18 protein-coding genes are annotated in these 22,370 nt (G+C 58.2%); 12 read left to right on the plus strand and 6 right to left on the minus strand.

Annotated elements, in window-relative coordinates:
• The first annotated feature begins 3 nt into the window (after window positions 1-3).
• The 11 genes from QC815_RS10900 to QC815_RS10950 all read left to right on the plus strand — a co-directional run bounded on the left by QC815_RS10900 (window position 4) and on the right by QC815_RS10950 (window position 13,491).
• A complete protein-coding gene (locus QC815_RS10900) occupies window positions 4-1,311 on the plus strand; it encodes a hypothetical protein (RefSeq protein WP_230447156.1) in 1,308 nt (435 codons plus the stop codon).
• Complete coding sequence (locus tag QC815_RS10905) at window positions 1,308-1,862, plus strand: hypothetical protein (RefSeq protein ID WP_310539712.1); 555 nt, start codon at window positions 1,308-1,310, stop codon at window positions 1,860-1,862. Before QC815_RS10900 ends, QC815_RS10905 begins: the two co-directional genes overlap by 4 nt.
• Before the next feature lie 28 nt (window positions 1,863-1,890).
• Window positions 1,891-2,529 carry a hypothetical protein gene (locus QC815_RS10910; protein WP_310539714.1) on the plus strand — a complete coding sequence of 213 codons (639 nt, stop codon included), beginning with the start codon at window positions 1,891-1,893 and terminating at the stop codon, window positions 2,527-2,529.
• Window positions 2,530-2,531: 2 nt separating this feature from the next.
• Window positions 2,532-3,257 (plus strand): type II secretion system protein, encoded by a 726-nt coding sequence (locus tag QC815_RS10915; RefSeq protein ID WP_230447153.1) that lies wholly within the window; start codon window positions 2,532-2,534, stop codon window positions 3,255-3,257.
• Window positions 3,258-3,318: 61 nt separating this feature from the next.
• Window positions 3,319-5,010: a pilus (MSHA type) biogenesis protein MshL gene (gene mshL, locus QC815_RS10920; RefSeq protein ID WP_230447152.1), complete on the plus strand. Its 1,692-nt coding sequence runs from the start codon at window positions 3,319-3,321 to the stop codon at window positions 5,008-5,010.
• 122 nt (window positions 5,011-5,132) lie between these two features.
• Window positions 5,133-6,848, plus strand: a complete 1,716-nt coding sequence (locus tag QC815_RS10925; protein WP_310539717.1) for a GspE/PulE family protein — start codon at window positions 5,133-5,135, stop codon at window positions 6,846-6,848.
• Complete coding sequence (locus QC815_RS10930; RefSeq protein ID WP_230447150.1) at window positions 6,845-8,110, plus strand: type II secretion system F family protein; 1,266 nt, start codon at window positions 6,845-6,847, stop codon at window positions 8,108-8,110. Before QC815_RS10925 ends, QC815_RS10930 begins: the two co-directional genes overlap by 4 nt.
• Window positions 8,107-10,473: a type II secretion system protein gene (locus tag QC815_RS10935; RefSeq protein WP_230447149.1), complete on the plus strand. Its 2,367-nt coding sequence runs from the start codon at window positions 8,107-8,109 to the stop codon at window positions 10,471-10,473. Before QC815_RS10930 ends, QC815_RS10935 begins: the two co-directional genes overlap by 4 nt.
• Window positions 10,470-11,561 (plus strand): type II secretion system protein, encoded by a 1,092-nt coding sequence (locus QC815_RS10940; RefSeq protein ID WP_230447148.1) that lies wholly within the window; start codon window positions 10,470-10,472, stop codon window positions 11,559-11,561. Before QC815_RS10935 ends, QC815_RS10940 begins: the two co-directional genes overlap by 4 nt.
• The gene (locus QC815_RS10945) at window positions 11,558-12,697 is read left to right on the plus strand and encodes a type II secretion system protein (protein WP_230447147.1); all 1,140 of its coding nucleotides are present in this window, start codon (window positions 11,558-11,560) and stop codon (window positions 12,695-12,697) included. The genes QC815_RS10940 and QC815_RS10945 overlap by 4 nt, the downstream gene beginning before the upstream one ends.
• A gap of 11 nt (window positions 12,698-12,708) precedes the next feature.
• Window positions 12,709-13,491, plus strand: coding sequence for a type II secretion system protein (locus QC815_RS10950; protein ID WP_310539720.1), 783 nt, complete (start codon window positions 12,709-12,711; stop codon window positions 13,489-13,491).
• A gap of 200 nt (window positions 13,492-13,691) precedes the next feature.
• Here the strand turns inward: QC815_RS10950 and QC815_RS10955 are convergent, their stop codons facing one another.
• The 5 genes from QC815_RS10955 to QC815_RS10975 all read right to left on the minus strand — a co-directional run bounded on the left by QC815_RS10955 (window position 13,692) and on the right by QC815_RS10975 (window position 17,991).
• Window positions 13,692-14,660 carry an AraC family transcriptional regulator gene (locus tag QC815_RS10955; protein ID WP_230447145.1) on the minus strand — a complete coding sequence of 323 codons (969 nt, stop codon included), beginning with the start codon at window positions 14,658-14,660 and terminating at the stop codon, window positions 13,692-13,694.
• Between the two features lie 404 nt (window positions 14,661-15,064).
• Window positions 15,065-15,340 (minus strand): TIGR03643 family protein, encoded by a 276-nt coding sequence (locus QC815_RS10960; protein WP_230447144.1) that lies wholly within the window; start codon window positions 15,338-15,340, stop codon window positions 15,065-15,067.
• Window positions 15,341-15,348: 8 nt separating this feature from the next.
• Window positions 15,349-16,728 (minus strand): PepSY-associated TM helix domain-containing protein, encoded by a 1,380-nt coding sequence (locus QC815_RS10965; RefSeq protein WP_310539723.1) that lies wholly within the window; start codon window positions 16,726-16,728, stop codon window positions 15,349-15,351.
• A gap of 86 nt (window positions 16,729-16,814) precedes the next feature.
• Entirely contained in the window at window positions 16,815-17,435 is a 621-nt protein-coding gene (locus QC815_RS10970) for a class I SAM-dependent methyltransferase (RefSeq protein WP_230447142.1), read from the minus strand.
• 190 nt (window positions 17,436-17,625) lie between these two features.
• The gene (locus QC815_RS10975) at window positions 17,626-17,991 is read right to left on the minus strand and encodes a helix-turn-helix domain-containing protein (protein WP_310539725.1); all 366 of its coding nucleotides are present in this window, start codon (window positions 17,989-17,991) and stop codon (window positions 17,626-17,628) included.
• Between the two features lie 485 nt (window positions 17,992-18,476).
• On the opposite strand from QC815_RS10975, the gene QC815_RS10980 reads away from it, so the two are divergent.
• Complete coding sequence (locus tag QC815_RS10980; protein WP_310539727.1) at window positions 18,477-21,284, plus strand: putative bifunctional diguanylate cyclase/phosphodiesterase; 2,808 nt, start codon at window positions 18,477-18,479, stop codon at window positions 21,282-21,284.
• Here QC815_RS10980 and QC815_RS10985 read toward each other — a convergent pair.
• Window positions 21,281-22,228 (minus strand): helix-turn-helix domain-containing protein, encoded by a 948-nt coding sequence (locus QC815_RS10985; RefSeq protein WP_310539728.1) that lies wholly within the window; start codon window positions 22,226-22,228, stop codon window positions 21,281-21,283. The genes QC815_RS10980 and QC815_RS10985 overlap by 4 nt on opposite strands.
• Window positions 22,229-22,370 lie beyond the last annotated feature (142 nt).

The following is a 22,370-nucleotide window of genomic DNA, read 5'->3' on the forward strand; positions in this document are numbered from 1 at the left end:
GACATGATGTTAGTTGACGGTGATCAATGGCGGCTTTTTAACCTCCAGGCGCAGTGTGATGTGGTAAAGCCGTTCCCGCGTCTGGAAAGCCCCGCGCGTTTACTGGTTCACTTTGGCGATGCCTTTACTGGTTTGCTGCGCTTTGAGGGACAAACAAAATTTGCGCGGGCGCTGATTGAGCGGCAAGTTCGCAGGGAGGGGTGGATAGAAGGCCCCAGTCATATCGTTATACACCGCCTTTTCAAGACAAGTGGTGGCGGACAGGCTTTCTACACCGCCATCCCCCTTGACACCTGGCAACAGTTGCTCGATTGGGTTCGCCGCCAGCGTGATCATTGCCTGGTCTACCCGACCGGCGCCTTGCTGGCGGACGTCAACATGAACCAAGGACGCATTCTTCGTCTTGGCCGGCGCTTGCTGATGTTTGCCAGAGATAAACACGGCTTGGTGTTTGAAGACGTGTATAGCGCCACGACAGGCATGGACGATTTGCAACTGGCGGCACAGACGCTGGGTGCCAACATCGCTGAGCTTGACCGTCAAGCCGATCGACAGAATCGTCGTCGTTATGAATGGTTGACCGCTGCCGAAGAAGACGATGACGCGATCGACACAGCGATTATGGACACCCTCCAGCAGGCAGGAGACGTCAAGATTGATCGCGTTATGCCTCGCCGTTTCCGTACCCGGCAAGATTCTTCGGGTCAGGATGCTTTGAACCAGGGGGCTTTGAGCAGTGCACTCCCGCTTGCGCTCAATCGTCTTGGCGCCCGCGAAAGCAGCAATACAGGGGTAGAAAAAGTCGCCTGGTGGTCAGAATCCATGGCACCCGCCGTAATGACGACCATCGGTGTGTTGGCGATCGGCATTGGCGTCGCAGGGACATTTGCCCATCAGCTGGCTAAAGGCGAGTGGGCACAATCCGAGACATTGATGAGCGATGTTCGCGATAAGCGTACCGCTATTCAGCAGGTGCAGTTCGACGACTATTCCAGCGATCTCACGGAGCTTGCCAACTTTGCCACGCGACTCAATCAGGGCGCGCCCTATACGCCTACCCAGGTATTGGACAGCGTCCGGTCAGCAGCGGTCAGAGGGCTCACCATCTACCGAGTTCACTTGGAGTCAAGTCGACGCAGTGGCTATCAGTTGCGCGTGGATGGGGTATCTGATGGCGCTGATAGTGATGCCGTCAGGATATTTCTATCGACGTTGCGCGGCCACGGCTGGCGGCCAGTGCCACTGGAGCCCAGTGGCAGTGAGCCGGGCAGTTTTTCCTATCGCCTTGAGCCCGAGAGCCTGGATTTATGAAATATCTGTTTATCGGGTTCAACGCCATTGCCCTTGTTATCGTCGGTTGGGCGCTGACCGAACTTCCACAAAGTCGGCAGAGCAGCCAGCCCGTGGGGACTAGCCAGGGCTCCTTACCTGAAGTGACGCCTGTCAGCGATGCCGAACAGACACAGTTTGCCAACGCCAGTGGGATGCTGGAGAAGCTCGAAAGCCTAATGGCGGTAAGACGTGATGTTAACGTCAATAGCCTGTTGGCAATGGCGCAACGCCCGGATACCCAACCCGTCGTCGAGCAACATAACGCAACGGAGAGCCTTATCCGTGCGCCACTGCCGGATCGTCGCCTGACGCTTCTGCTGGATGGGCAGAGTCGCATGGCGATGATCGACGGCGCACTGGTAAAACCCGGTGACTCGCTCCCGGGGGGAGGCCGGGTAGTAAGGATTGACAGCCGCGTGGCGGTGGTTCGAGAGCGCGAAGGGCGTGAGCAAACGCTGCGCTTACCAGAGGAAGAGACAATGCGGCTAGGGACGCTGCGCAACGGCAATGGTGCAAACGATGTGGATTGATCACAACGAATTTAAAAAGGGGTAACCAATGAATCGCCAAGCGCTTTACGGTTTTTTGGTAGGTGTTGCGGTGCTTGCTGCCGCCATTATGTGGTTTTACGCCGTTGTAATGCCGCAACCCGTGCCGTCGCCCAGTGAAAACCTGCCCAGTGCGGAGAGCCCCGAGCCGACAGTATCGACCCGAGAGCCTGATATTAGTGAATCGCCAGCAGATGATTTGGAGCCTCCTGCCGTTGACTCCGATAGTGCGCCCCCGTTGTTTCCCCAACAGGCGTCGCAAGCGCCCAGCCAGACGGTGCCCAACGGCGTCATGGATGACATCGGTAATCCCATGGGAATTGCTGATCCGGGCGAGGTTCAGCGAATTCAGCGCGAACTTACCAACATGACGATGGCAGGTAATCCGTCACCTGAACGAGTGGCGTCGCTGCTTGGCGAGCTACGCGTCGCTATCGGACGCGATGAAGTGTCGGGCGTTAACCTGGCACGTCTTGAAGAAACGGTGCAAAGTGCCGGCCGTATTCAATCACTGGCCAACGAAATGCAATCCATTGCCAGGAATCCGAGCAAGGAAGATCAACAGCGGCTCCAGGAGATGATGACAGAAATGCAAAGGTTACAGGGCACAGTCTCAGTTAACGCCGACACCTTGAAAAACGTTGAATAGCGATGCGGCGTATTGGTGGATTAAAAGCGGCTAGCGGCTTCACCTTCGTCGAGCTGGCCGTGGTGTTGGCCGTGATGGGACTGTTGATGTGGACAGTCAGCGGACACTTTTTAAACGTTGGTGGGGTGCAGCAGCGCCAGGCCGCCGAGCGGCATGGCGAAGAAGTCAAGAGCGCTGTTCGAGCGTTCGCACTAGCAAATGCTCGGCTCCCCTGCCCGGATACCAACCATGATGGCCGTGCGAATGACTGCATAACAACGTCAACACACACCGGATGGGTGCCCTACGAAACGCTGGGTATGGCTATTCCCGATGCTTCAAAACAGGCGTTCTATGGCGTTTATCGCCACCCGGATAATGCTGATGCCGCGGCTGATGCCGACCTCGCCGTTACCCTGGATCGCAGCGGTGATGGTCGAACGAATACATTCGACTTAATCCGCGGCCTTAATAACGCTGTCGGCCAGAGTCTCAACACAGATCATATTTATGTGACGGGGGATGAAGGCAGGGAGGGGGCGATTGATTGTGCGGCGAACCCTGTCCGACATGTCGCCTTTTTTGTGGTAATGCCTTTGGACGATCGTGATGGCGACGGAGATCGCTTCGACTCCGTGCACACGGGATCTTGTGCTTATGCCCCGAGCACCGCCGCCGCCCATGACCGAGATGACGTGGTCATCGTGGAAGGGTTCAGTGTTCTGGTGGGGTGGCTGAGGTCGTCATAACGGGCATTGCCATGACGCATAACGGCCAGATTTTAGTGAATAAAAACGTGGAGCACCTAGGATGAATAGCGCCGTCAAACACGCAATGAAACGCTTACTGTTGCCGACCGCTGCGGCGATGGGGCTGTCTGGGTGTGCCAACCAGCCCCCGCTGAGCCTTGAGCATATGGAGGAGGTGGACACAGAGACAAGCCAGGAAGTCGCGCTGAACGCGGCAGCGGAATCCCGCAAACTTCTTGCCACCGTAGAGCGACTGCAGGCAGAGATCGAGCAGCGTTCTGAGGCCACTGAGTCAGCATCGGCGGAACCGGCATTTGATCCGTTGGAAGAGGAAACCTTGTCACTCAGCCTTTCCGATGCGCATATCAGTGATGCACTACGCGCATTGAGCGCCAATTCCTCGCTTAGCTTGATCATTGACCCGAGCGTGCTTGACCTTGAACAGCGGGCTACACTCGCGCTTCGCGATGTCAGCACCCGCGAGGCGCTTGACAGCATCCTTGACGTTTACAATGTGTACGGTCAAGTGCGGGGGCAGACCTTACGTGTGCAGTTGATGCAGGAAAAAATGTATCCGCTTGATTTCCTGAATACGGCAAGCGACCTGCAAATCAGCGATGGAGGTAACGTGTTTGGCGCTGGCACCGGCGCGACAGGGGGCGGTGGATCGGGAACCCTGCGCGGTAACCTGTCGTTGGACGCCAGTGGTGGGGGCTCTGAAAAGCCTTTCGAAGCGGTTGAAAGAAGCGTGCGCGCTATCATCGGCCAAGAGCAGGGTGACACGAGCGACGAGGCTGATACAGAAAGCGGGCAAAGGAGACAGGGGAGCCAACACACCAATTTATCGATCGACCCCTTGTCAGGCACGCTCTATGTCAAGGGTCGGCCCGATAAGGTAAACGCCGTTGATCAGTACATCAGTCAGTTGCAACACTTTGTTGGACGCCAGGTGTTCATTGAAGCCCAGCTTATCGACGTGCGGCTCAGCGATGGCTACCGGTTCGGTATCGATTGGACCCTATTACGCGACAACTTTGGAGGGGTTATCACGGGGGCCGCAACCCAGCTTGGCAGCACCACTGCCAATTTGCCCAACGCTGGCGGCGAGCTTCCTGGTACATCATTGACAATTCCGCAACAGAACCTGACCGACGGGAATGGTACTGGGCTGGGTATCGCTTATCGTGACAATAACTTTGGCGCGATCCTGCAAGCACTGGACTCCTTCGGCAGCGTTTCGGTGCTCTCAAATCCCAATATCCTGGCGCGCAATGGCACGCCGGCAATGCTCAGTGTCGGCACCACGTCGCGCTTCGTTTCCAGTAGTTCGGTAACCCAGACAGCCCCGGGGGGCGGCGCCACCACCACCACCGCTGATGTGGAAACCGACTCTGTATTTTCAGGCGTGATGGTCGGTGTGGTGCCTTTCGTGCGCGAAAATGGCAGCGTGGAGCTGCTGATACGCCCTACCCAGACCACCGTGGACCAATCGAGTCTTCGGCTTATCGATGTCGGCGGTAGTACCCGCGTTTCCTTGCCAGAGGTCAATCTCAAGGGGTTAACCACGACCCTGCGCCTGAACGATGGCGATGTTGTGCTCATTGGCGGGCTTATCGACCAGACCACCGACAATCTCGACGAAGGTGTACCTGGCGCTTCATCCGTCCCGTTTTTTGGCCGTCTCTTCGGTTCTCAGCAGCGCTTAACCGAGATCAGAGAGCTTGTGATTGCGTTGCGCGTCAGGGTGCTATGAGCAGGGTGACATGAACCTCATTGCTTTTCAGAACGCGTGAACCAAGCAGGTCACCGACAAGCTCGATTGATTAACCATTCCCGCCTTTGGCCAGTTCGGGGATGCCTACGGAGATTGCCGCCATGCCCCAACCCGACACGCAAAATAGCCAGCAATCGACTACCGCCGATCCACTGCAAAAAGCCGGTGCCAACAGGCTGGGTGACCTGGTGGTGGAAAAAGGCCTGGTGAACGCAGCGGAGCTGGAATTCGTGCTGCAAAAACAGGTGGTAGAAGGGGGGCGGCTTGGTAACCTGATGGTTGCGCACGGGCTGGCCACCCAGAAGGACATTGCCCGACTGCTTGCCGAACAGCATCGTCATCCGGCTGAATTCGCCGACATTGACACCTTGCCGGAACCACAGTCTCAGGCGACCGCGCCTTTCAATCAGGCCCTGTGCCTGTCCCGCGGCTTCCTGCCAATTACCCTGGAAAGCGAGACGCTCACAGTGATCATTGGGGATGGCAGTCCAGATGAGATTGCTGATCTCGTCCGGCGGCGTTGTGGCTGGCAAGTGCGCTTTCTCCAGGGTGAGTTCGCACGCGTCACCCGGGCCATCCGCCAGCACTTCTACTTTGCTGACAATCCGCCAGAACAAGTGATCAAGCGTGAGATCCGTATGCTTGAGCAAGACGTGGATCGGGTTTATAGCCCCGAGCGTCTGCTCGAATATATTCTCACCCTCGCTGTGCGCGAGCGAGCAACCGACGTGCATATAGCGCCAGCCGAGCACAGTCGCCATGTCCTCTTCCGGGTAGATGGTGTACTCCGGCCGATGTTCGGTCTATCGGTCGTACTGGATCGGTTGAACAGCTACATTAAACTCTGCTCGGAAATGGATGTTGCGGAGCAGCGCCTGCCGCAAGACGGTAGTTTTGCCCACGTTGTACTCGACCAACCGTTCACCCTGCGCGTCTCCACCCTGATTACCAAGCACGGCGAGCGCATGGTGCTGCGTTTGCTTCCCGAACGTAGCGACCTCGATAAGCTACAGGATCTGGGGTTTATCGGTGAAGACGTCGCGGAGCTATCACGCTTGTTTTCTCGTCCGCATGGAATGGTGCTACTCACTGGGCCAACCGGCTCTGGGAAGAGCACGACATTGCACGCGGCACTACGTATGCAGCCATTGATCGAGCGTAACGTACTCACGGTAGAAGACCCCGTGGAATACCGAGTGCCTGCGGTATGTCAGACCGAAGTCAACCCGCGCTCAGGGTATGGCTTTTCCAACGCCCTGCGGTATTTTCTGCGCCACGATCCTGACGTAATTCTGGTGGGCGAGATCCGCGATGAAGAAACCGCTCGGGCCGCCATCGATGCGTCCTCCACCGGCCACCTGGTGCTTTCGACGCTTCACGTGGGCAGCATTTTCGGCGTGGTGCCCAGGCTGAAACTCTTGGGTGTTGATGTGGAAACCATCGCGGAAAACCTCGTGGGTGTGGTCAATCAACGACTCGTGCGTCGTATCTGTCCCATGTGCAAGGTAGAAGCACACCCCACCACGTCGCAACGCGAATGGCTGGGGCTAGCGGCGGATCAGATCGTCTACCGGGGGGAAGGGTGTCAGCATTGCCGTGGCAGCGGCTATGTCGGTCGAATTCCGGTCTACGAAATTTTGCTCCCGGATCGCGATATCGCCGATGCCATTGCCGTCGATAGCTCTCGGGGTGAACTTCGGCGTATTGCCCAGGCCAGCGGTATGCGCTCAATCGGCGTGCTGGCGCGGCGGCGCATCACCGATGGGGAAACGACGCTGGACGAAATCTACCGTGCTGTAGGAGAAATCCAGCTATGACGGCGCTACGCACTTATTATTATCGCGTGCTGATGCCCCACGGGGGCGTGAAAACAGGGTTTTACCGGCTGGCGGTGGAACGAGACTTCTCCGTGCAGTTGAGGTTGGAACAGGAGCTTGATGCCACCGTCATCAGTCTCTGGCGCCTGCCGCGGGCGATGACGGCCACCTACGAAACGCTGCGCCAATTATTTCAACGTGAAATCTCCGCTGAGGATCTTGCCGGTTTTCTGCGCGACATGGGGGTCATGTTGCGTGCCGGGGTGCCCGCGCTAGACGCATTGCGGACGGTTATCAGTGAGGGCCAGACGTCCAATTCAAAAGGCATCGCGCGGGTCGCACGGCAGATGCACAAAGACCTAGATGCCGGTATTTCCGTCAGCGACGCCTTTGCCCGTCGCCCCGATGTATTCCCCGAGACCGTGCGCAACATGATGGCGATCGGCGATCAATCCGGCAATCTGGATCGCATGCTGCTTGAAAGTGCGGAACACACCGAACGCGTGCTGAATATTCGCCGCGATATCCGCACGGCGCTGATTTACCCCGTTTTTGTCTTCGCTACTATCATCGCGGTGGCGGTGTTCTGGATCACCTATGTCATACCCACCTTGGGCGATCTCTTCGATCAGCTCAATGCCGACATGCCAGCCTTCACTGTCAGCCTGATTGCCTTCTCGGAATGGGTGGTGGATCGCTTGCTCATGGTGGTGCTCGTGTTGGCAGCGCTGACCGTCGGAGGCATTTGGCTGGTACGCAATCACGACCCCACTCGTTACGCCATTCATACCATTGGGCACCGGTTGCCGGTGACGCGGGTGCTTATCACTTCTTCAGGAATGGCGGCCATGACGGAACACCTGGCAATTCTGGTGCGTTCCGGGCTGGACATCGTCACCAGTTTGGACATTCTCACCCGAACCACCAACGACCTGTACTACCGACGCCGCCTCATGCAGGTTCGTCAAGCGGTGACTCGCGGCGAGGGTGTGGCGTCTTCAATGCGGGCGGCTGGGGGCTTTCCGGCGATGACGGTTCGCATGATCGCGGTGGGTGAAGAAAGCGGCTCTCTTGACGAGCAGTTAAGTCATCTCTCCGCGGAGTACCGCAAACGTCTGAGTGTGGTCATTGCGTCGCTGTCGGAGATCATCAAGCCGGCGATCATTCTGGTCGCGGGGGGCTTGTTCTTCGTGCTGGTGCTCGCGCTGCTGATTCCGATTTACGACCTTATTCGGCAGGCAATGCAAATAGGAGGCGCATGACCATGAGCTCTTGCTCACCCCCAAGCTCGGCACGCCAGCGTGGCATGGGGCTCGTCGAGACGATGCTTCTCACCGTGGTGGTGGGTGGTGCCTTAAGCGCTGGTGCCCTGTGGCTGCAGGTTGACGTCGCCAGTGATCGAAAGCGCGAGCAGGCAAACGTCCTCGACCATGCTGACCGTGCCCTCGTCGGCTTTGCGACCGCCAACTACCGTTTGCCCTGTCCCGACACCAACGGCGACGGCCATGAGAACTGTGGCGGCAGTGCGAGCAAGGGTAGCTTGCCGTGGCGGGATCTAGGTATCGAAGACCCGGAACTGCGAGCCCGTATCCGCCAGCTTGCGTATATGGTCGACCGTCAGGGCAGCGACCTGACTCACGCTGATAATTATTTTACACCAAGTAAGCTAGGTACCGCAGAATTGCGCTCAGTCGATACGTCAGGGCTAGTGGGTTCTGCAGGCAACAATAACGATGTCCGCGACACGCCTGCGAATATCGCCACCACGGATTTGTGTGTCGCTATCGGTCAGAGTGCAATCAATGCAGGGGTTCAAGCCGGTGGCAGCCCAGTCGCTTACGCGATTGCCCACCCTGGTCATCGCGATATGGACGGCAACGGCCTGCTCTTCGACGGTGATAATGCCGACAATAATCAGCCCGTTATGGTTGCTCCCGGCGCTGGGGGCAGTGAGCGCTATGACGACAAGGTCATCGCCCGTGGCCACGCCAATCTTTCCGATGCCCTTAACTGCGGCAGCCTGGTACTTTCAGTGGAAGCGGTTTCGCTAGCGGTGACCGCAGTTGATGAGGTTCATGCACAGTTTCCGGCCATTCGAGAATCCGCCATCATCGCCGCCGTCAATGCCTCGGTAGGCATGGCAATGACTACTATCAACACCATCGTGGTGACGATTCAACTCGTCAACGCCGTTATTGAAATAACGGCGGCAGGCACGGCACTGGCTGCTGCTATCGGTACCTGCGTCGTTCTGGTCGGTTGTGCCGAGATACCGCACGCGGTGGCATGGACGGTTGCCGCTGGCGTCGCCGTGGGGGCAAGCGCTGCGGGCATTGCGGGTAATGTGGCTGCTTATGCTCTGCAAGCCGCTGCCTTTGGCACGACGCTTTCCGTCGCGGTCAGAGCCGGTGTTGATACCAATGATTTAGGCACCGAGGATCTTGATACCGACGAATTTGATACGGATCAAATTCAAGAAGCCCTCGAAGAAGCGGAAGAGAAAGCAGTACAGAGCTTAGAGGACGCTCGTGATGAGCGCGATGACGCTTGGGAAGCGCGTGACAATGCCTGCCAGGGCGGTACCGCCAATAACAACAACCTCGATAGCGCCATGCGTGATATTGCCGAGGAGATGGAGGATGAGATTGGTGATGACTCGCTTTTTGCCCTCATTGAAGCGGTTAAGCGGGAAGCCAAGGACCACCTGGAGGCGCAACTCGCCCTTGAACAAGCGATTGAGGCGTATGACAACGCCGAGCGTAATGATGACTTTGATGGAGACGACGAAAGCGGCGCGCCGGAGGCGCTCAGCGATGCGCGAGAAGAGGTGGAGGCGGCAATCGATGCAGAGATCGACAAGCTCGACGATCAGATAGCCAACACGCAGGATGATGACTTCAAGGAGCGCTTGGAAAACCAGAAAGCCGAGCTGGAAAGGCTTAAATCCGGCGGTTCGTCAATTGATCGGCAAGTTGAGGAAATAGACGCCTCTATTGCCAGCATTGAGAATGAGATAAGCGCCTTGGAAACACAACGAAACGCCTTAGACGAGGGGACAAGTGAGCGAGAGGCGCTTAATAATCGAATTGATGAACTCAACAACACCCTGAGTGAACTCAGAGGCCAGCGCAATAGCATCAAGCCCAACCAGGCTCAGCTACAAGCTGATATAGACAGTGCTGAGAATGAAGAGCGGCAGGCCCAGAACGATTTCGAAGCAGCTGCGAGTCAAGCGGTTTTAGGAGCCTTCGGCACCCGCTGTACCACCAACGACGACGGTGACGAAAGTTGTGACGTTTTCAACAAAATACCCGAAATGCAAAATGCCATCTATGGAGAAATCACTGTATTGGGCAGGAGAGGCGGTTACTACCGCCCAGCCCCTGACGGTTCGGATTCCGACGACGGGCCATTCTCGCGTTTCGAGGCTTGCTACGTGGCGGATATCAAATACCAGGAAACTCTGACCGTAGTGGAAGAACAAGAAAACGTACTGCAAATTGCGCGGGACAATCAGCATGACCTGGATAACCCGTCATTTGATGGCTCGGGTAGTTCGCCCAGCTTGTGGAATGACACGGATGCGATCATGGAAGAGACTGACCGCAAAGGGGGCAGCCGATGAAATCTGCACGCGGTTTTTCGCTGGTAGAGCTGGCCGTTGTCCTTGCGATTGTCGGGGCTATGGGCTTGGCAGGGCTGCGACTCATACCCGAGGCGCTGAACGTTGGCGGTGGTCAAGCCAGCAGCGTTGATTTGCGGCGTGCCCAAAGTGCCATTGAAGGGTTTGCGCTGGGACGGCAACGCCTTCCCTGTCCAGATACCAGCGGTGATGGCAGTGAGGATTGTAATGCGGGTAGCACGGGGGGAGGTGATGGGTCGCTGCCTTGGCGTACGCTCGGGCTGGATGACCCGGCGGTGCGCATTCGCTACGCAGCTTACCAGAGCAGTGCTCGGGATCTGACGGCAGAACGGTCGGCCAATGACTATTCACCTTATTTACCAGTTGGTGCGGGAGTTACACAGAACCCGCTTAATGGTCTCGATTTCTGCACTGAGCTAAGGGGCACCATGGGCGCCAGCGGCTTGACCGTTGGGACTGGCTCCCAGTCCACGGTAGCAGTCTATGCCTTGGCCCATCCAGGTGATAATGGACGCTTCCAAGGTTTAAATGCGGGTTCAGGGTTTACGTTGCCCGGGCAGCGCGGTGACAGCGATGATGTTGTCATCGCCGCCGGCCCTACTGAATTGGCCACGCGTCTTGGCTGTTCGCAACGGCTGGCGAAGGTGAACGGCTCTGCAGCCGCAGCCTATGCGGCCCATGATCTGGAGCGTACTGCCAACCTGTACGTTGAGTTCAGAGATCTGGCCTTATTCGCCCGTCAGGGTAACGTCGAGTCCGCCATCGTCGGCGTGTCGCTTGCCAGTGTCAATCTTGCCAATACCATCGGCGCTCAGGCGGTTTCTATTTCCGGCGCTACTTCAAGTAAAGGCGCGGCAGCATTTGCTGTGGGGATGGCGATCGCAACGGTGAGCATCGCCATCTCGAATCTGGTGCAGGCCGGCATCGGGTTGGCAGGTGCCGAAGCAGCAGTACCCGTCGCCGAGGGCAATTTGTCCAACGCCCAGACGTTTCATGACGAGGTCGAAGACGAGCGTCAGCGCCGCCTTGATGAGGCCGAGACCGAAAACCGTCGCGGGGTGCTGCCATGAACGCTACGTCGAGAGCTGAAGGCGGTTATTCGCTGCTTGAGCTGAGTGTTGTGTTGGCGGTGTTGGGACTGATGGCAGTAGGCTTTGTTAGCTACTGGGCCGCCTCGGAGCGGGCTGAGATCGCCAGCGATCAGCAGGCGATGATGACCCGTGCGGAACAGTCCCTGGTAGGTTTTCTCTACGCCCGCTCCCGCTTGCCTTGCCCGGACACCGATGGTGACGGTCAGGAGAACTGCAGCGGGGGCTATCAAAAAGGCTTTCTCCCTTGGCGTACGTTGGGCCTGCCTGTGCTCGGTGCTGAAACACTGCGCTATGGCGTCTACCGCGATAGTGCTAATGGCTTGGATCTAGCCCGCGAGGCGCAGCGATTTGCCCCCCTTTTAATCGAAGGGAGCGCATCGAGTTCGGCGAATCTAGTGGATACCTGTTACGCGCTGGATGTGATTGCTGAGCAGCGCGTCAACGCGTCCGATAGCGCCAGGTTGCACGTCGGCGACGGAACCACAGAGCGTAATGTGGCCTATGCCCTCGCTTCCCCAGGCGCGACCGACAGGGACGGCGATGGCGACGTTTTTGACGGTCGCCAGTCACGATTGTTGCCGATATTTGATCGTCCGACTCGCCCTGGAAGTGCCACCTACGACGACCGCGTCGTGGCGGCGGGGTTTGAAGCGTTGGGGAGCTTTCTAAACTGCGGTGAATCGCTGGCAGCGATTGGTCATACTCATTTCAACGCGGCGAATGCATCGCGCATGATGGCGATTACTCTGGAAGATTACACGACGCTACTTCGTTTGCAGAAGGATCTCGCCGATGCGTCACTCATGTCAGCGGGCGCGGGCGTTGCTTCTGCCACCGGAGGCGCCATGGCGTCAGCAGGCGAAGTCGCGCTCTCGACTGCCCAGGCGATTGGCAGCTACGGCGCGCTTTCACCGGTGATTATTCCCGCCGTCGCCGCCGTGGTCACCAACTCAATTTCGATCGCCACCGCTGCCATCGGCTTTGCCGACGCAACGGCAGGCGTTGTAGCCGCTGAGGAGCGTGTCGACAGATCCGTTGCGTTACAAGCTCAAGCGCTGACTGTCGCCCAAGATATCGAAGGCAACGCCAAAGAGGCTGATAGTCGAGGCTTTTAAGGGAGCCGCCAATGACCTACCTCGCTGACTTAACTCAGGCCAGCTCATTAATGGACGGAAAACGTGTGGCGACAATGCGTGTAATTACGAATACAAAAGCTAGTGCTCGACGCCCAATGGCCGGCTTCACTATTCTGGAAATGGCGATCGTGCTTGTCGTGATCGGGCTTATCATCGGTGCCGTCACTATCGGCCAGGATGTATATCGCAACGCCCAGTACCAGCGCATCAACAGCACGTTTGTACAAAGCTGGCAGATCGCCTACGACGCCTATACGCAAAATACCGGCATCGTGCCGGGTGATGACGCGACTGCCCCCAGCGGTAAAATCAACAGCGACGGATCAGAGTTGTGCAATGGGCCAAGCAACGCGATGCTCAATGCGTTTCTCGCCGCCGGTATTGAGCTCCCTGAAGGCCGGGCAGAAGGACAGAATGATCGCTACGTTTATGAAGATGCAAACGGCAACCCCCAGGAGGTTCGGGTCTGTTTTGATGCGGTGAACTGGGCCGTGCCGGGTGCTTCGGTGGGCAGCTACGTCGCCCGGGAGCGCAATGTCATGGTGCTGAAAAACCTGACCCCCTCGCTGGCACGCTATCTGGATGCCGGGATTGACGGCAAGGCTGACGCGCGTTTTGGCCGATTCCGTGAGGATTCTATCGCTGACTCTACCCAGCCGGACAGCGTTGAATGGAGCCTGGATGATCGTATGGCATACGGCGCCACCACCGCTACTTCAAGAGACGAGGATCAAATTGCAGTCGTCTCGGCCTATTATCTAATGAACCGATGAATGCTCTGATGCAGTGGCTATAGCGGTGGTAGGAGTAAAAGAAGCTCTGGATTTTCTGATACAAAAGCAACGTCATGTTTTTCCTGGCCAGCGCTACGTGAAAAACGTAACGCACCAAAGCAATTAGCGCTCACGCCCGCCTTTGTCTTCTAGCTTGTAATCGCTTTCACCAGGGATTGATGCCGTGTTTTTTCATGGTGTTAACGACGCGATTGGGTGGCGACTTCTCGCACTTCCCCTGGCGGAATGCCAAAACGGTGTTTGAAGGCGCGATAAAACCAGGAGAGATTGTTGAATCCAGTGCGAAAGGCAATATCGCTAACGGGCCTTTTCGGCCCTTGGCCATTGGTTAGCGCGTCAAAAGCGATTTGCAGCCGCTGCTCAAGCAAATAGTCGGTAAACGACGTGCCTTCATTGTTAAACAGTGCCCGGATGTAGCTTGGCGATACACCGTGGCGAACCGCTAGATCCTCCAAGCATACAGGGGTTCTCGCCAGCAGCTTGATGTCAGCTTTGATGCCCCTTAAACGAGCCTTACGCAGGCCCCCTCGACGGGAGTGAAAGCCCGCTTCAGGGGTAGCACCCAGCGCAAGGCAGGCAAGGTCGAACATCTGGCCCCTAAGCTTTTCCGTTGAGGTTGTCTCAAAGGTATTGGGGTGTTCAGTGAGTGCCAGAGCGATGCGGGTTAGGTGCTGCAGTGGCTCAACGGGCGGCAGCAGCGCTTTAGGTATGCGCTCCAGGTTCTGTATGAGCGGCGCCAACTGCGCACGCGAAAACGCAACGCTGAGAAAGTTAACTCGCTCACCGTGAAAGTCAACGCTGCCTGATTGATGGTTAAACACAATACGCGCGCTGCCTGGGGTGCAGGCCAGCGTATCGTGGGCTTGTAAATGCGAAAGCCAGCCGCCCTGACCTCCGGGATGGATCAGGAAGGTAATGTCGTCGTTCCCATCGACTACTTGAGGCGATTTGCGCGCCGCATGTAACGAGGAAGCCGTCACATTGGCAATCGATATGCCAGGCAGTAGCTTGATACGCGTTTCCACATGCGGCGTTTGCTTTTTTGGTGCAACAAGCTGCACCTGTGCAATGGCGCTGTAGATATCTTGGGCAGCTTCCAGGCGTTCATGGGGGGCAAAGTGATCGGTTGAAAAGGAGGTAAAGGCCATAGCAAATAATCATGTTAAAAAAGGTCATTATTGGTATTAATTTAGTAATAACCTCGTGAAGCGTTGAAGACAAGGGTTGTGTCAACATCTGTTTCCTACAGTTATCGCCCCAAGCCCGGCATTGCTTTGATTCATGAGGTTAGGGAGAGCCCGAGAACGCGGTAGATGGTTGCACCATGAGCTGCCTTGCTGATGCTGGAACACCGTGTTGCGCAAGTACAATCGTTTGACGAGGTGAGCCGCTATGATCAAGCAATAGCGCAGCGGTGGATTGGTGGCTGCCCCAATCAATTGCCCACGAAACGGTCTTTGAATGACTATGCCGACGTCGAACAACTGTTTTTAAGACAGTTGCAGGCATGGAGGTGTGTTGCTAAAGATAAGTACCTGAAATTTAATAAATTTCATCGCTTGTACTGCGTGGGGCAATAGCCGCGCTGCACGTCCGGTGAGCGCAAGGCGCGGTGCTTGGTGGTGCGGCCGGTGACGCGCCTGCGCCAGAGCCGAAACGAGGCGGGTTTGAGCTGATGACGCATGATCTCGATCACATCCGGTTCGGCCAGCCCGAACAGGGTTTCAATGGCCTCGAAGGGGGTACGGTCTTCCCAGGCCATCTCAATCACGCGGGACTGTTCATCGTCGGGTAAACGGCGAAAGCGTTTCACGGGAGCTTTGGGCATCAGTGACCTCAATGTATCGTCGGATGGGTATCCAGATGGCGAGCCGTGCGGCGCTGCTTAACACACCAGCGCAGCGCGTCGACCACGACCAGCGCTGCAAGGCTCACGCCCAGCACGGGCAGGGCAACGCCCAAGGCGACCGCGATGACCGCCAGTCCACACTTGGCCGGCAGCGGCAACAGGCGCCAGGGCTCGGCAAGCAGGGGAAAGTATTGCGCAGTGGTCGATCGTATACGCCGCCACCACAGTGTATATCCCCAGACGATCAGCACGCTAATGCCCGAGGCGATCAAGCCAAGCACGAGCTGGTTGACGACGCCGAACAGCACCCCCATGTGCAGGTCGATCCCCCAGCGGGTCAGTTTGGCGGCGAGGGGGAAGGTGGCGAAATCGGTTTGGTCGACGACCGCCATGCTGTGCGGGTGCAGCGCCACCTGGTCTACCTGGGTGGGCCAGCGGCGGTCTATTTCCGCCACCCGCCAGGCCTGTTGCGGTGCACTGGGCGGGGTAAGCTGCAGGCGTCCAGCCTCCAGGCCTGCATGGCGAGCGCTCTGCAGGGCGCGGTCATAGTCGGCAAGCGGCAACGTCGGCATGTTAGATGGTGTGCTTGCTGCCTGGTGGTCGGCGTGCCCGCCGTGATGCGTATCATTGGAGGCATTCAAGTCTGTGGTCACGGCGGGCGTACCCCACCCCCAGGCATGGCGCAGTTCGGCGATATGGCTGCCCGCCCACTGCGACCAGGTCAGCCCCGTCGCGGAAAACAACAAGAGGCCTATCGCCAGTACGCTGCCTAGCAGGGCATGATGATGGGCGAGCCGTCGGGGGCCGCGCGTCTGTCGCAAGGCCCGGCGGCGGGTCAGCCACAGCGCCATGCCGCCCAGTGCCATCACCCATAGCCACGAAGCGGCCAGCTCGCTATATAGCCGACCGACGTTGCCGAGCAATAGCTGGCGATGCAGCAGGTCGAGCTGGGTGCGCAGCGGCAGCACGCCGCTGGTGCCGTAAACCGTTGTCTGGCCGGTCACACCGAGTGTGACAGGGTCGACAAACACGGCGTCATGCTGCGAAGGGCCGAGCCAGGGAGCGCTGAACATGACCCGGGTGGTATTGCCAGGGGCGGGTGCCGGGCGCACCGCGCCGGGTGTCGCAGTGGTTCCCAGATACTGCTGGGCGGCGGCGATTTGGGCGCTGAGGGGCTGAGTGTCGCCGTGTTCACTGCCTTGCAGCATGTCCCGATAGACCCAGGCTTCCAGCGCCGGGCTCGCGACGTAGGCGAGGCCCGACAGCGCAGCGACCAGAATGAACGGCCCCACCAATAAGCCGATATAGAAATGCAGGCGGCTGACCAGCTGCATCAGCGGGGAAGTGAGCGGCAGGGGGCGAGGCATGGCAGACCTGATCGATAAAAGGCGCTTAGTTTAAGCGAGCGGGCCAGCCTTCGCCAGGCGACGTGACAAGGCGTCACGGCTGCGGACTAAGCCGGTTTGGCGGCCAGCAAGGCACGAAACAAACCGTTCATCATGACGGGTTCGTCGTGGCGAATGATAAAGCCGGCCTGACTCAGCAGCGGGTGTGCCTGACGGGTGATATCCGTTGCCACCAGTGAGGTGATGCCGTTCAACATTCGTCGGGCCACGCCAGCGGGCTGTGCGTCGGGCTGAAATTTATCCAGCACGCACAGCTGACCGCCGGGTTTGAGTACCCGGTAGGCCTCGGCCAGCCCTTGTCGAGGGTCGGGCATGACGGCGAGTATCAGGTGCATGACCACGACATCGAAGTGAGCTTCTGGATAGGCCAGTGCCTCGGCATCCATTGTCTGGCAGGTAACATCGCGCTGATGGCGACGGGCACGCTCGGCGGCGCGTTTGACCATGGCGGGGGTCAGGTCGGTTAAGTGAATCTCCAGCTCGTGGGGAATGAACGGAAGGTCAAGCCCGGTGCCAGCGCCCACCAGCAATACCCGCATGCCAGGCTCCCAGTCCACCTGGCCCAATGCCACCCGCCGGGGCCTGCGAAAAGCGCGGTTCGCAATGGCGTCGTAGATGGGCGCATAGGCGGTGTAGCGTAGGCGGTTCCATGCGGTCGTGTTGAACATATCCAAAAGCCCCGGTAGCGCGCGGCGTCAGTCAGTAAGCTATAGCACGAATGTGCCCATGCCACCATAGGGGCGCATGGGTGGGGGTGCCCCGTATCTGGAGTGGACGCAGGTCAAGCAAGTGCAAATACGTCAAGACATGACAATCAGGCGTCGGGCGTGAGTAAGGTTTAATTTAAATTACCTTGCGTTATTTAATGAAAGTGTCATCCGGTTTGTTTAATCGGCTACTCAAGCGCTCGATGATATCAAGTAATAATTGACGATCACTGGTATCCAGAGGTGCTAATAGGTGCTTGACCCGACTCGTCTGGTCGTCCAGGTGAACGCTGGCCTCACCCAATAGTACGGCGGCTTCACAGTTAAATATGTCGGCCAGTTGTAAAAGCCTCACTATGTTGGGAATCACTCTTCCGCGCTCGATCCGCGAGACGGCCTCATTGCCAATGCCAAGGCGTTCGGCCACTTCTTCCTGGGTCAGGTGACTGCGAATTCGCTGTTTGGCAATCGCTCTTCCGATGTTGCTAGCTAGCCGTTTCTGTTCAGTTTTATTCACAGTGTCCTCCATATAGACCTAAATGGTTGAGGATCAACCTATTGACATGAAGGACTGTTTGGGTTGAATATCAACCTGATAAGTTGATATTCAACATGTTGAATGGTTTTTTTTGCGGCGTTATATAGCGTTGGATGACACGCTGTTAAGTTAATTTTTTTGATCATTTAAGTAACAATAATATCGTTTGTTTAGGAGCGGTTAATATTGATAAAAGTAACGCTAACTTGAGTTTTTCAGGTTAGCGTTGCTTATAACAAAAATACGTTGTAAAGCCGGTTTTAAGGCAGGTGTAGATAAGCGACGGTCGCAGGTTACGCGATACGGCATGACCAGTCGGGTTTTTAAAGCGTGAAACATGCAGCTATTCACTCAATGACGAGCGTAGGGTTCAGGGATGGCACTCAGCGACTTTATACGGCCTTGGCAAAGACCTGCGGCTAGCGGGCGTGGCGTACCTGACGACGTCCAGGGGCGTTAATATCATGTCTTCTACTAAGGCACCAGCGGTATTTAGACAGCTGGCGGATAGCTTGACCTCTGTCAGTGAAAAAGGTTTCTTTTACCACCTCGCCAAGGCGTTGTCGGACATCCTTGGCGTCGACCACGTTTTCTTGGCGCATGTCGATCCTGATTCGGGGGTCGCCACGCCCGTGGCCTGCTGGCGCCATGGCAAACCTGGCGAGATGGCACCCTACCGGGTAGCAGGCACGCCCTGCGAGCAGGTCATCGCACGCTCCAACTGGTGCACCCCGTCCGGTGCGGCCGATTGCTTCTCGGGAGATGCTCGGCTTGAGGCGCTATCGGTCGAGGGGTATCAAGGGGTGGCGATGCATACGGTGGATGGAGACTGTTTGGGCGTGCTGGCCATCATGCATGGCGCGCCGCTTGCGTTGCCCGGCTTCACCGATGACGTCCTACGCATCACGGCGGCATTGAGCGGCGCCGAGCTTGCCCGCCGGGTCACCCAGTCAAGCGTGCATTCGCGGCTGAGCGGCAAGAACCGTGCGCTGAGGCTGATGAGTCGCAGCCAGGACCTGCTGATGCAGACCGGCAGCGAGCAACAGCTGCTGCAGGCGGCGTGCTGTCTGGCCGTTGGCGTGGGCGGCTATACCGCCGCCTGGATCAGCCAGTCGGCGCCCGGGGTCAGTCCCCATGAGGCGTTGAAGGTGATGGCCATGGCGGATGCCGACGGTGAGGTGCCCGCCTGGCTGAGCCCCATGCAGCTGTTCATTACCCGCTACAGCGCCGAGATCACCGAACGCGCGTTACACCGTCAACAGCCCGTCGTCATCGAACAGCTGATGGATGAACACCTGCCATACGAGGTCTGCCAGGCATTGATGGCGTTGGGCGTGGAGCAGGTGGTTGCCCTGCCGTTGCAGTGCGCCGACAAGCACTACGGGGTACTGACGCTTTACCAGCAGCAGGGTGGCGCGCTTGGCGAAGAGGAACTGCCGCTGCTGAAGGATCTGGCCGACGAAGTATCGCTGGGTATCGAAAGCCGCCGTCGAGCACAAACCGAACAGCGTATCCAGCAAGCGGTGGCGCATGTCGCCAAGGCCGTGTCCGCCGAGCAGGGTGACGCCTTTCTGCATCAGTTGACCGCCCACATGGCGGAGGCACTCTCCGCCGAGGTAGGGTTCATCTCGCTGATCGACAAGCACGATGTGGACTTCGCCAATACGCTGACGCTCTATATCAACGGGCAGCGGGAAGATAATTTTGCCTACTACCTTCCCGGTGTGCCGTGCCGGACGGTGCTGTTGGAGCAGGAGTGCATCGTCACCGAGGGCGCCGCTGTCATGCTGCCGGGGGAAAGCAAGGGCGCGCTGGACTGGGTGAGCGCCTATGTCGGGCGACGGCTGAACGACAGCTGTGGCAAGCCCATGGGCATTGTCGGGGTGATGTTTAAGGCCCCGCTGACCGAGGTGGAGCTGGTGCGTAGCGTGCTGCAGATCTTTGCCGCGCGGGCCGCTTCAGAGCTCGAGCGTCAGCGGGACGAGGCCAAGATACGCCAGCTAGCCTACCGGGACATCGGCACCCAGCTACCCAATCGCATGGATTTCATGCGCCACCTGTCCAATCAGCTGTCGCCAGCCTTCGCGTCTCCTTTAGCCCTGCTGCTGCTGGATCTTAATCATTTCAAGGAGATCAACGACACGGCCGGGCATGACACGGGCGACATGGTCTTGAAGATGGTGGCCGAGCGGTTTGCCGCCTGCCTGGCGCCCGGCGATTACCTGGCGCGCCTGGGCGGCGACGAGTTCGTGGTAATCTGCCACGGCGCCGACGCCGAGGTTGCCATGGCCACGGCCCAGCGGCTGTGCGCCAGCATTGACCAGCCGGTTCCCGTTGACCAGCAGTCGTTCGAGCTTTCCGTCAGTGTCGGCGTCACGCTGTACCCGCACCATGCGACCTCGGCCCTGGAGCTGCTCAAATTTGCCGATATCGCCATGTACCAGGCCAAACGCCAGAAACTTGCGGTGCGCAACTTCGAGCCCTGGATGGGCCAGGTCGTCTCCGAGAAGCTGCATATTGCCAAGCGGCTGGCACTCGCCATTGCCGACCGTCAGCTGCGGCTGCACTTTCAACCCCAGGTAGATCTGCACACCGGCGAGTTGATCGGCGCCGAGGCGCTATGCCGCTGGCAGGATGACGAGCTGGGCCGCGTTTCTCCAGGCAAGTTTATCCCCATCGCCGAAGAGCGCGGCATGATGGTGGCGCTGGGCAACTGGGTGATCGAAGAAGCCTGTCGACAGCTGGCCCAGTGGCAGCAGCAGGGCATGCGGCTTCCGGGGCAGTTGGCGATCAACATTGCCGCAGACCAGTTCGAGGATGACGACTTGGAAAGCAAGCTGCTGGCCTGCTGCCAGCGGTATCAGGTGGCGGCATCCACGCTCAGCCTGGAAATTACCGAAAGTGGCATCATGGTGAACCCCGAAAAAGCCATTGCCATGACCGAAACGCTTAAAGGGCATGGGCTGGGGCTGGCCATCGATGATTTCGGCACCGGCTATTCGTCACTGGCGTACCTGAAGCGTTTCGCCGCCGACAAGATCAAGATCGATATCTCGTTCGTCCGCGACATGCTCACCAGCGATAATGACCGCGTGATTGTGGCGACCATCATTGCCATGGCCAACACCCTGGGGCTCGAGACGATTGCGGAAGGCATCGAGCAGGCCGCCCAGGCAGACGCGCTGGTGGCCATGGGCTGTCGCCAGGCGCAGGGCTACTACTTTGACCGGCCGTTGGCCGCCGACGACTTTGCCGAGCGCTGGCTTGGCTAGGGAGTCTTGGCGTTCAACGTGTGCGACGGGCATTCGCCGAACTGCTGTTTGTAGTCGCGGGCGAACTGACCGAGATGCCAAAACCCCCAGTAGGTGGCAATCTCGGTAACCGACTGACTGGGCGACGCGGCGCGCAGTGCACGACGCACGCGGTTGAGCCGTGTCAGCCGCAGGTACTGCAGCGGACTGATGCCGAGAATGCTGGTAAAGCTGTACTGCAGCGTACGCCGACTCACGTGAGTGAGCTGGCAAAGCGCATCCATTGTCACCGGCCCCTTCAGGTGTTCATCCACATGGCGCTTGACCCGGTCGACCACCTCCTTGCGGTGGGCGTAGCTGGGCGGTGGTTCGCGGCTGGGCCGCTCGGCCTGCAACAGTTCCAGCAGGGCCATCAGTAAAATATCCTGATGGAGCTGCTCGGCAATCGCCCCCGGCTGGCGCATCAGGAGTCTTTCAAGCAGAAATGTCATGGCGCTCAGGGTGTCTTGGCCGACATGACGGCGCGGGGTCTGCTGCCAGCATTCATCCAGCACGATACCTTGCCGGGCCGCCGCGGCGCTCAAAGTGGGCAGGTGAACCACCAGACCGTAGATATCGAACGCTGCCGGGGTGATCAGCTCAAAGTCGTGGCCTCCCGGTCGGCACATCACCTCATCGCCACCCAGCGCCTGGCCGTTGATGCGTGACCCTGCACATACCGGCGGTATGCCGAGCCAGAGGGCATTGGGCCATACCCGGCAATCCTGGCGCAGCGCCTGGCCGGTGTGCTCCTTGAATACCTGCATTGTTGCCAGCGCGACTTCATCCAGTCGGCCGTAAAAACGGCCGGCGCTGAGCTGGTCGTACTCCTGCTGCCAGCGCGTCAGGTTATTGGCATGTTCGTCGGCGTCAAACGCTTCCTGGATGCATTTTTTTGGTGCATGTGCGCTTTCCGGTTCGTTCATGACCCCCTCTCCCAGAGCCATGGGTAGGCTCTTTCCGCCCTTGTTATTTCTCAACTTCATGTCTTTGTTGGTTTTTCTGAAGAGGTTGGCGGTTTGCCGAAATTCGATACTCCCTCTCCAGCAATAGCGCTATCGTAAAAAC

Origin of the sequence: Vreelandella gomseomensis (assembly GCF_031451645.1) — a bacterium.
Taxonomy (GTDB): Bacteria; Pseudomonadota; Gammaproteobacteria; order Pseudomonadales; family Halomonadaceae; genus Vreelandella; species Vreelandella gomseomensis.

Bases quoted from the DNA above. Each gene is read 5' to 3' on its own strand.
- QC815_RS10900 (WP_230447156.1), top strand. From the start codon at position 4: ATGATGTTAGTTGACGGTGATCAATGGCGGCTTTTTAACCTCCAGGCG.
- QC815_RS10905 (WP_310539712.1), top strand. From the start codon at position 1,308: ATGAAATATCTGTTTATCGGGTTCAACGCCATTGCCCTTGTTATCGTC.
- QC815_RS10910 (WP_310539714.1), top strand. From the start codon at position 1,891: ATGAATCGCCAAGCGCTTTACGGTTTTTTGGTAGGTGTTGCGGTGCTT.
- QC815_RS10915 (WP_230447153.1), top strand. From the start codon at position 2,532: ATGCGGCGTATTGGTGGATTAAAAGCGGCTAGCGGCTTCACCTTCGTC.
- mshL (WP_230447152.1), top strand. From the start codon at position 3,319: ATGAATAGCGCCGTCAAACACGCAATGAAACGCTTACTGTTGCCGACC.
- QC815_RS10925 (WP_310539717.1), top strand. From the start codon at position 5,133: ATGCCCCAACCCGACACGCAAAATAGCCAGCAATCGACTACCGCCGAT.
- QC815_RS10930 (WP_230447150.1), top strand. From the start codon at position 6,845: ATGACGGCGCTACGCACTTATTATTATCGCGTGCTGATGCCCCACGGG.
- QC815_RS10935 (WP_230447149.1), top strand. From the start codon at position 8,107: ATGACCATGAGCTCTTGCTCACCCCCAAGCTCGGCACGCCAGCGTGGC.
- QC815_RS10940 (WP_230447148.1), top strand. From the start codon at position 10,470: ATGAAATCTGCACGCGGTTTTTCGCTGGTAGAGCTGGCCGTTGTCCTT.
- QC815_RS10945 (WP_230447147.1), top strand. From the start codon at position 11,558: ATGAACGCTACGTCGAGAGCTGAAGGCGGTTATTCGCTGCTTGAGCTG.
- QC815_RS10950 (WP_310539720.1), top strand. From the start codon at position 12,709: ATGACCTACCTCGCTGACTTAACTCAGGCCAGCTCATTAATGGACGGA.
- QC815_RS10955 (WP_230447145.1), bottom strand. From the start codon at position 14,660: ATGGCCTTTACCTCCTTTTCAACCGATCACTTTGCCCCCCATGAACGC.
- QC815_RS10960 (WP_230447144.1), bottom strand. From the start codon at position 15,340: ATGCCCAAAGCTCCCGTGAAACGCTTTCGCCGTTTACCCGACGATGAA.
- QC815_RS10965 (WP_310539723.1), bottom strand. From the start codon at position 16,728: ATGCCTCGCCCCCTGCCGCTCACTTCCCCGCTGATGCAGCTGGTCAGC.
- QC815_RS10970 (WP_230447142.1), bottom strand. From the start codon at position 17,435: ATGTTCAACACGACCGCATGGAACCGCCTACGCTACACCGCCTATGCG.
- QC815_RS10980 (WP_310539727.1), top strand. From the start codon at position 18,477: ATGTCTTCTACTAAGGCACCAGCGGTATTTAGACAGCTGGCGGATAGC.
- QC815_RS10985 (WP_310539728.1), bottom strand. From the start codon at position 22,228: ATGAACGAACCGGAAAGCGCACATGCACCAAAAAAATGCATCCAGGAA.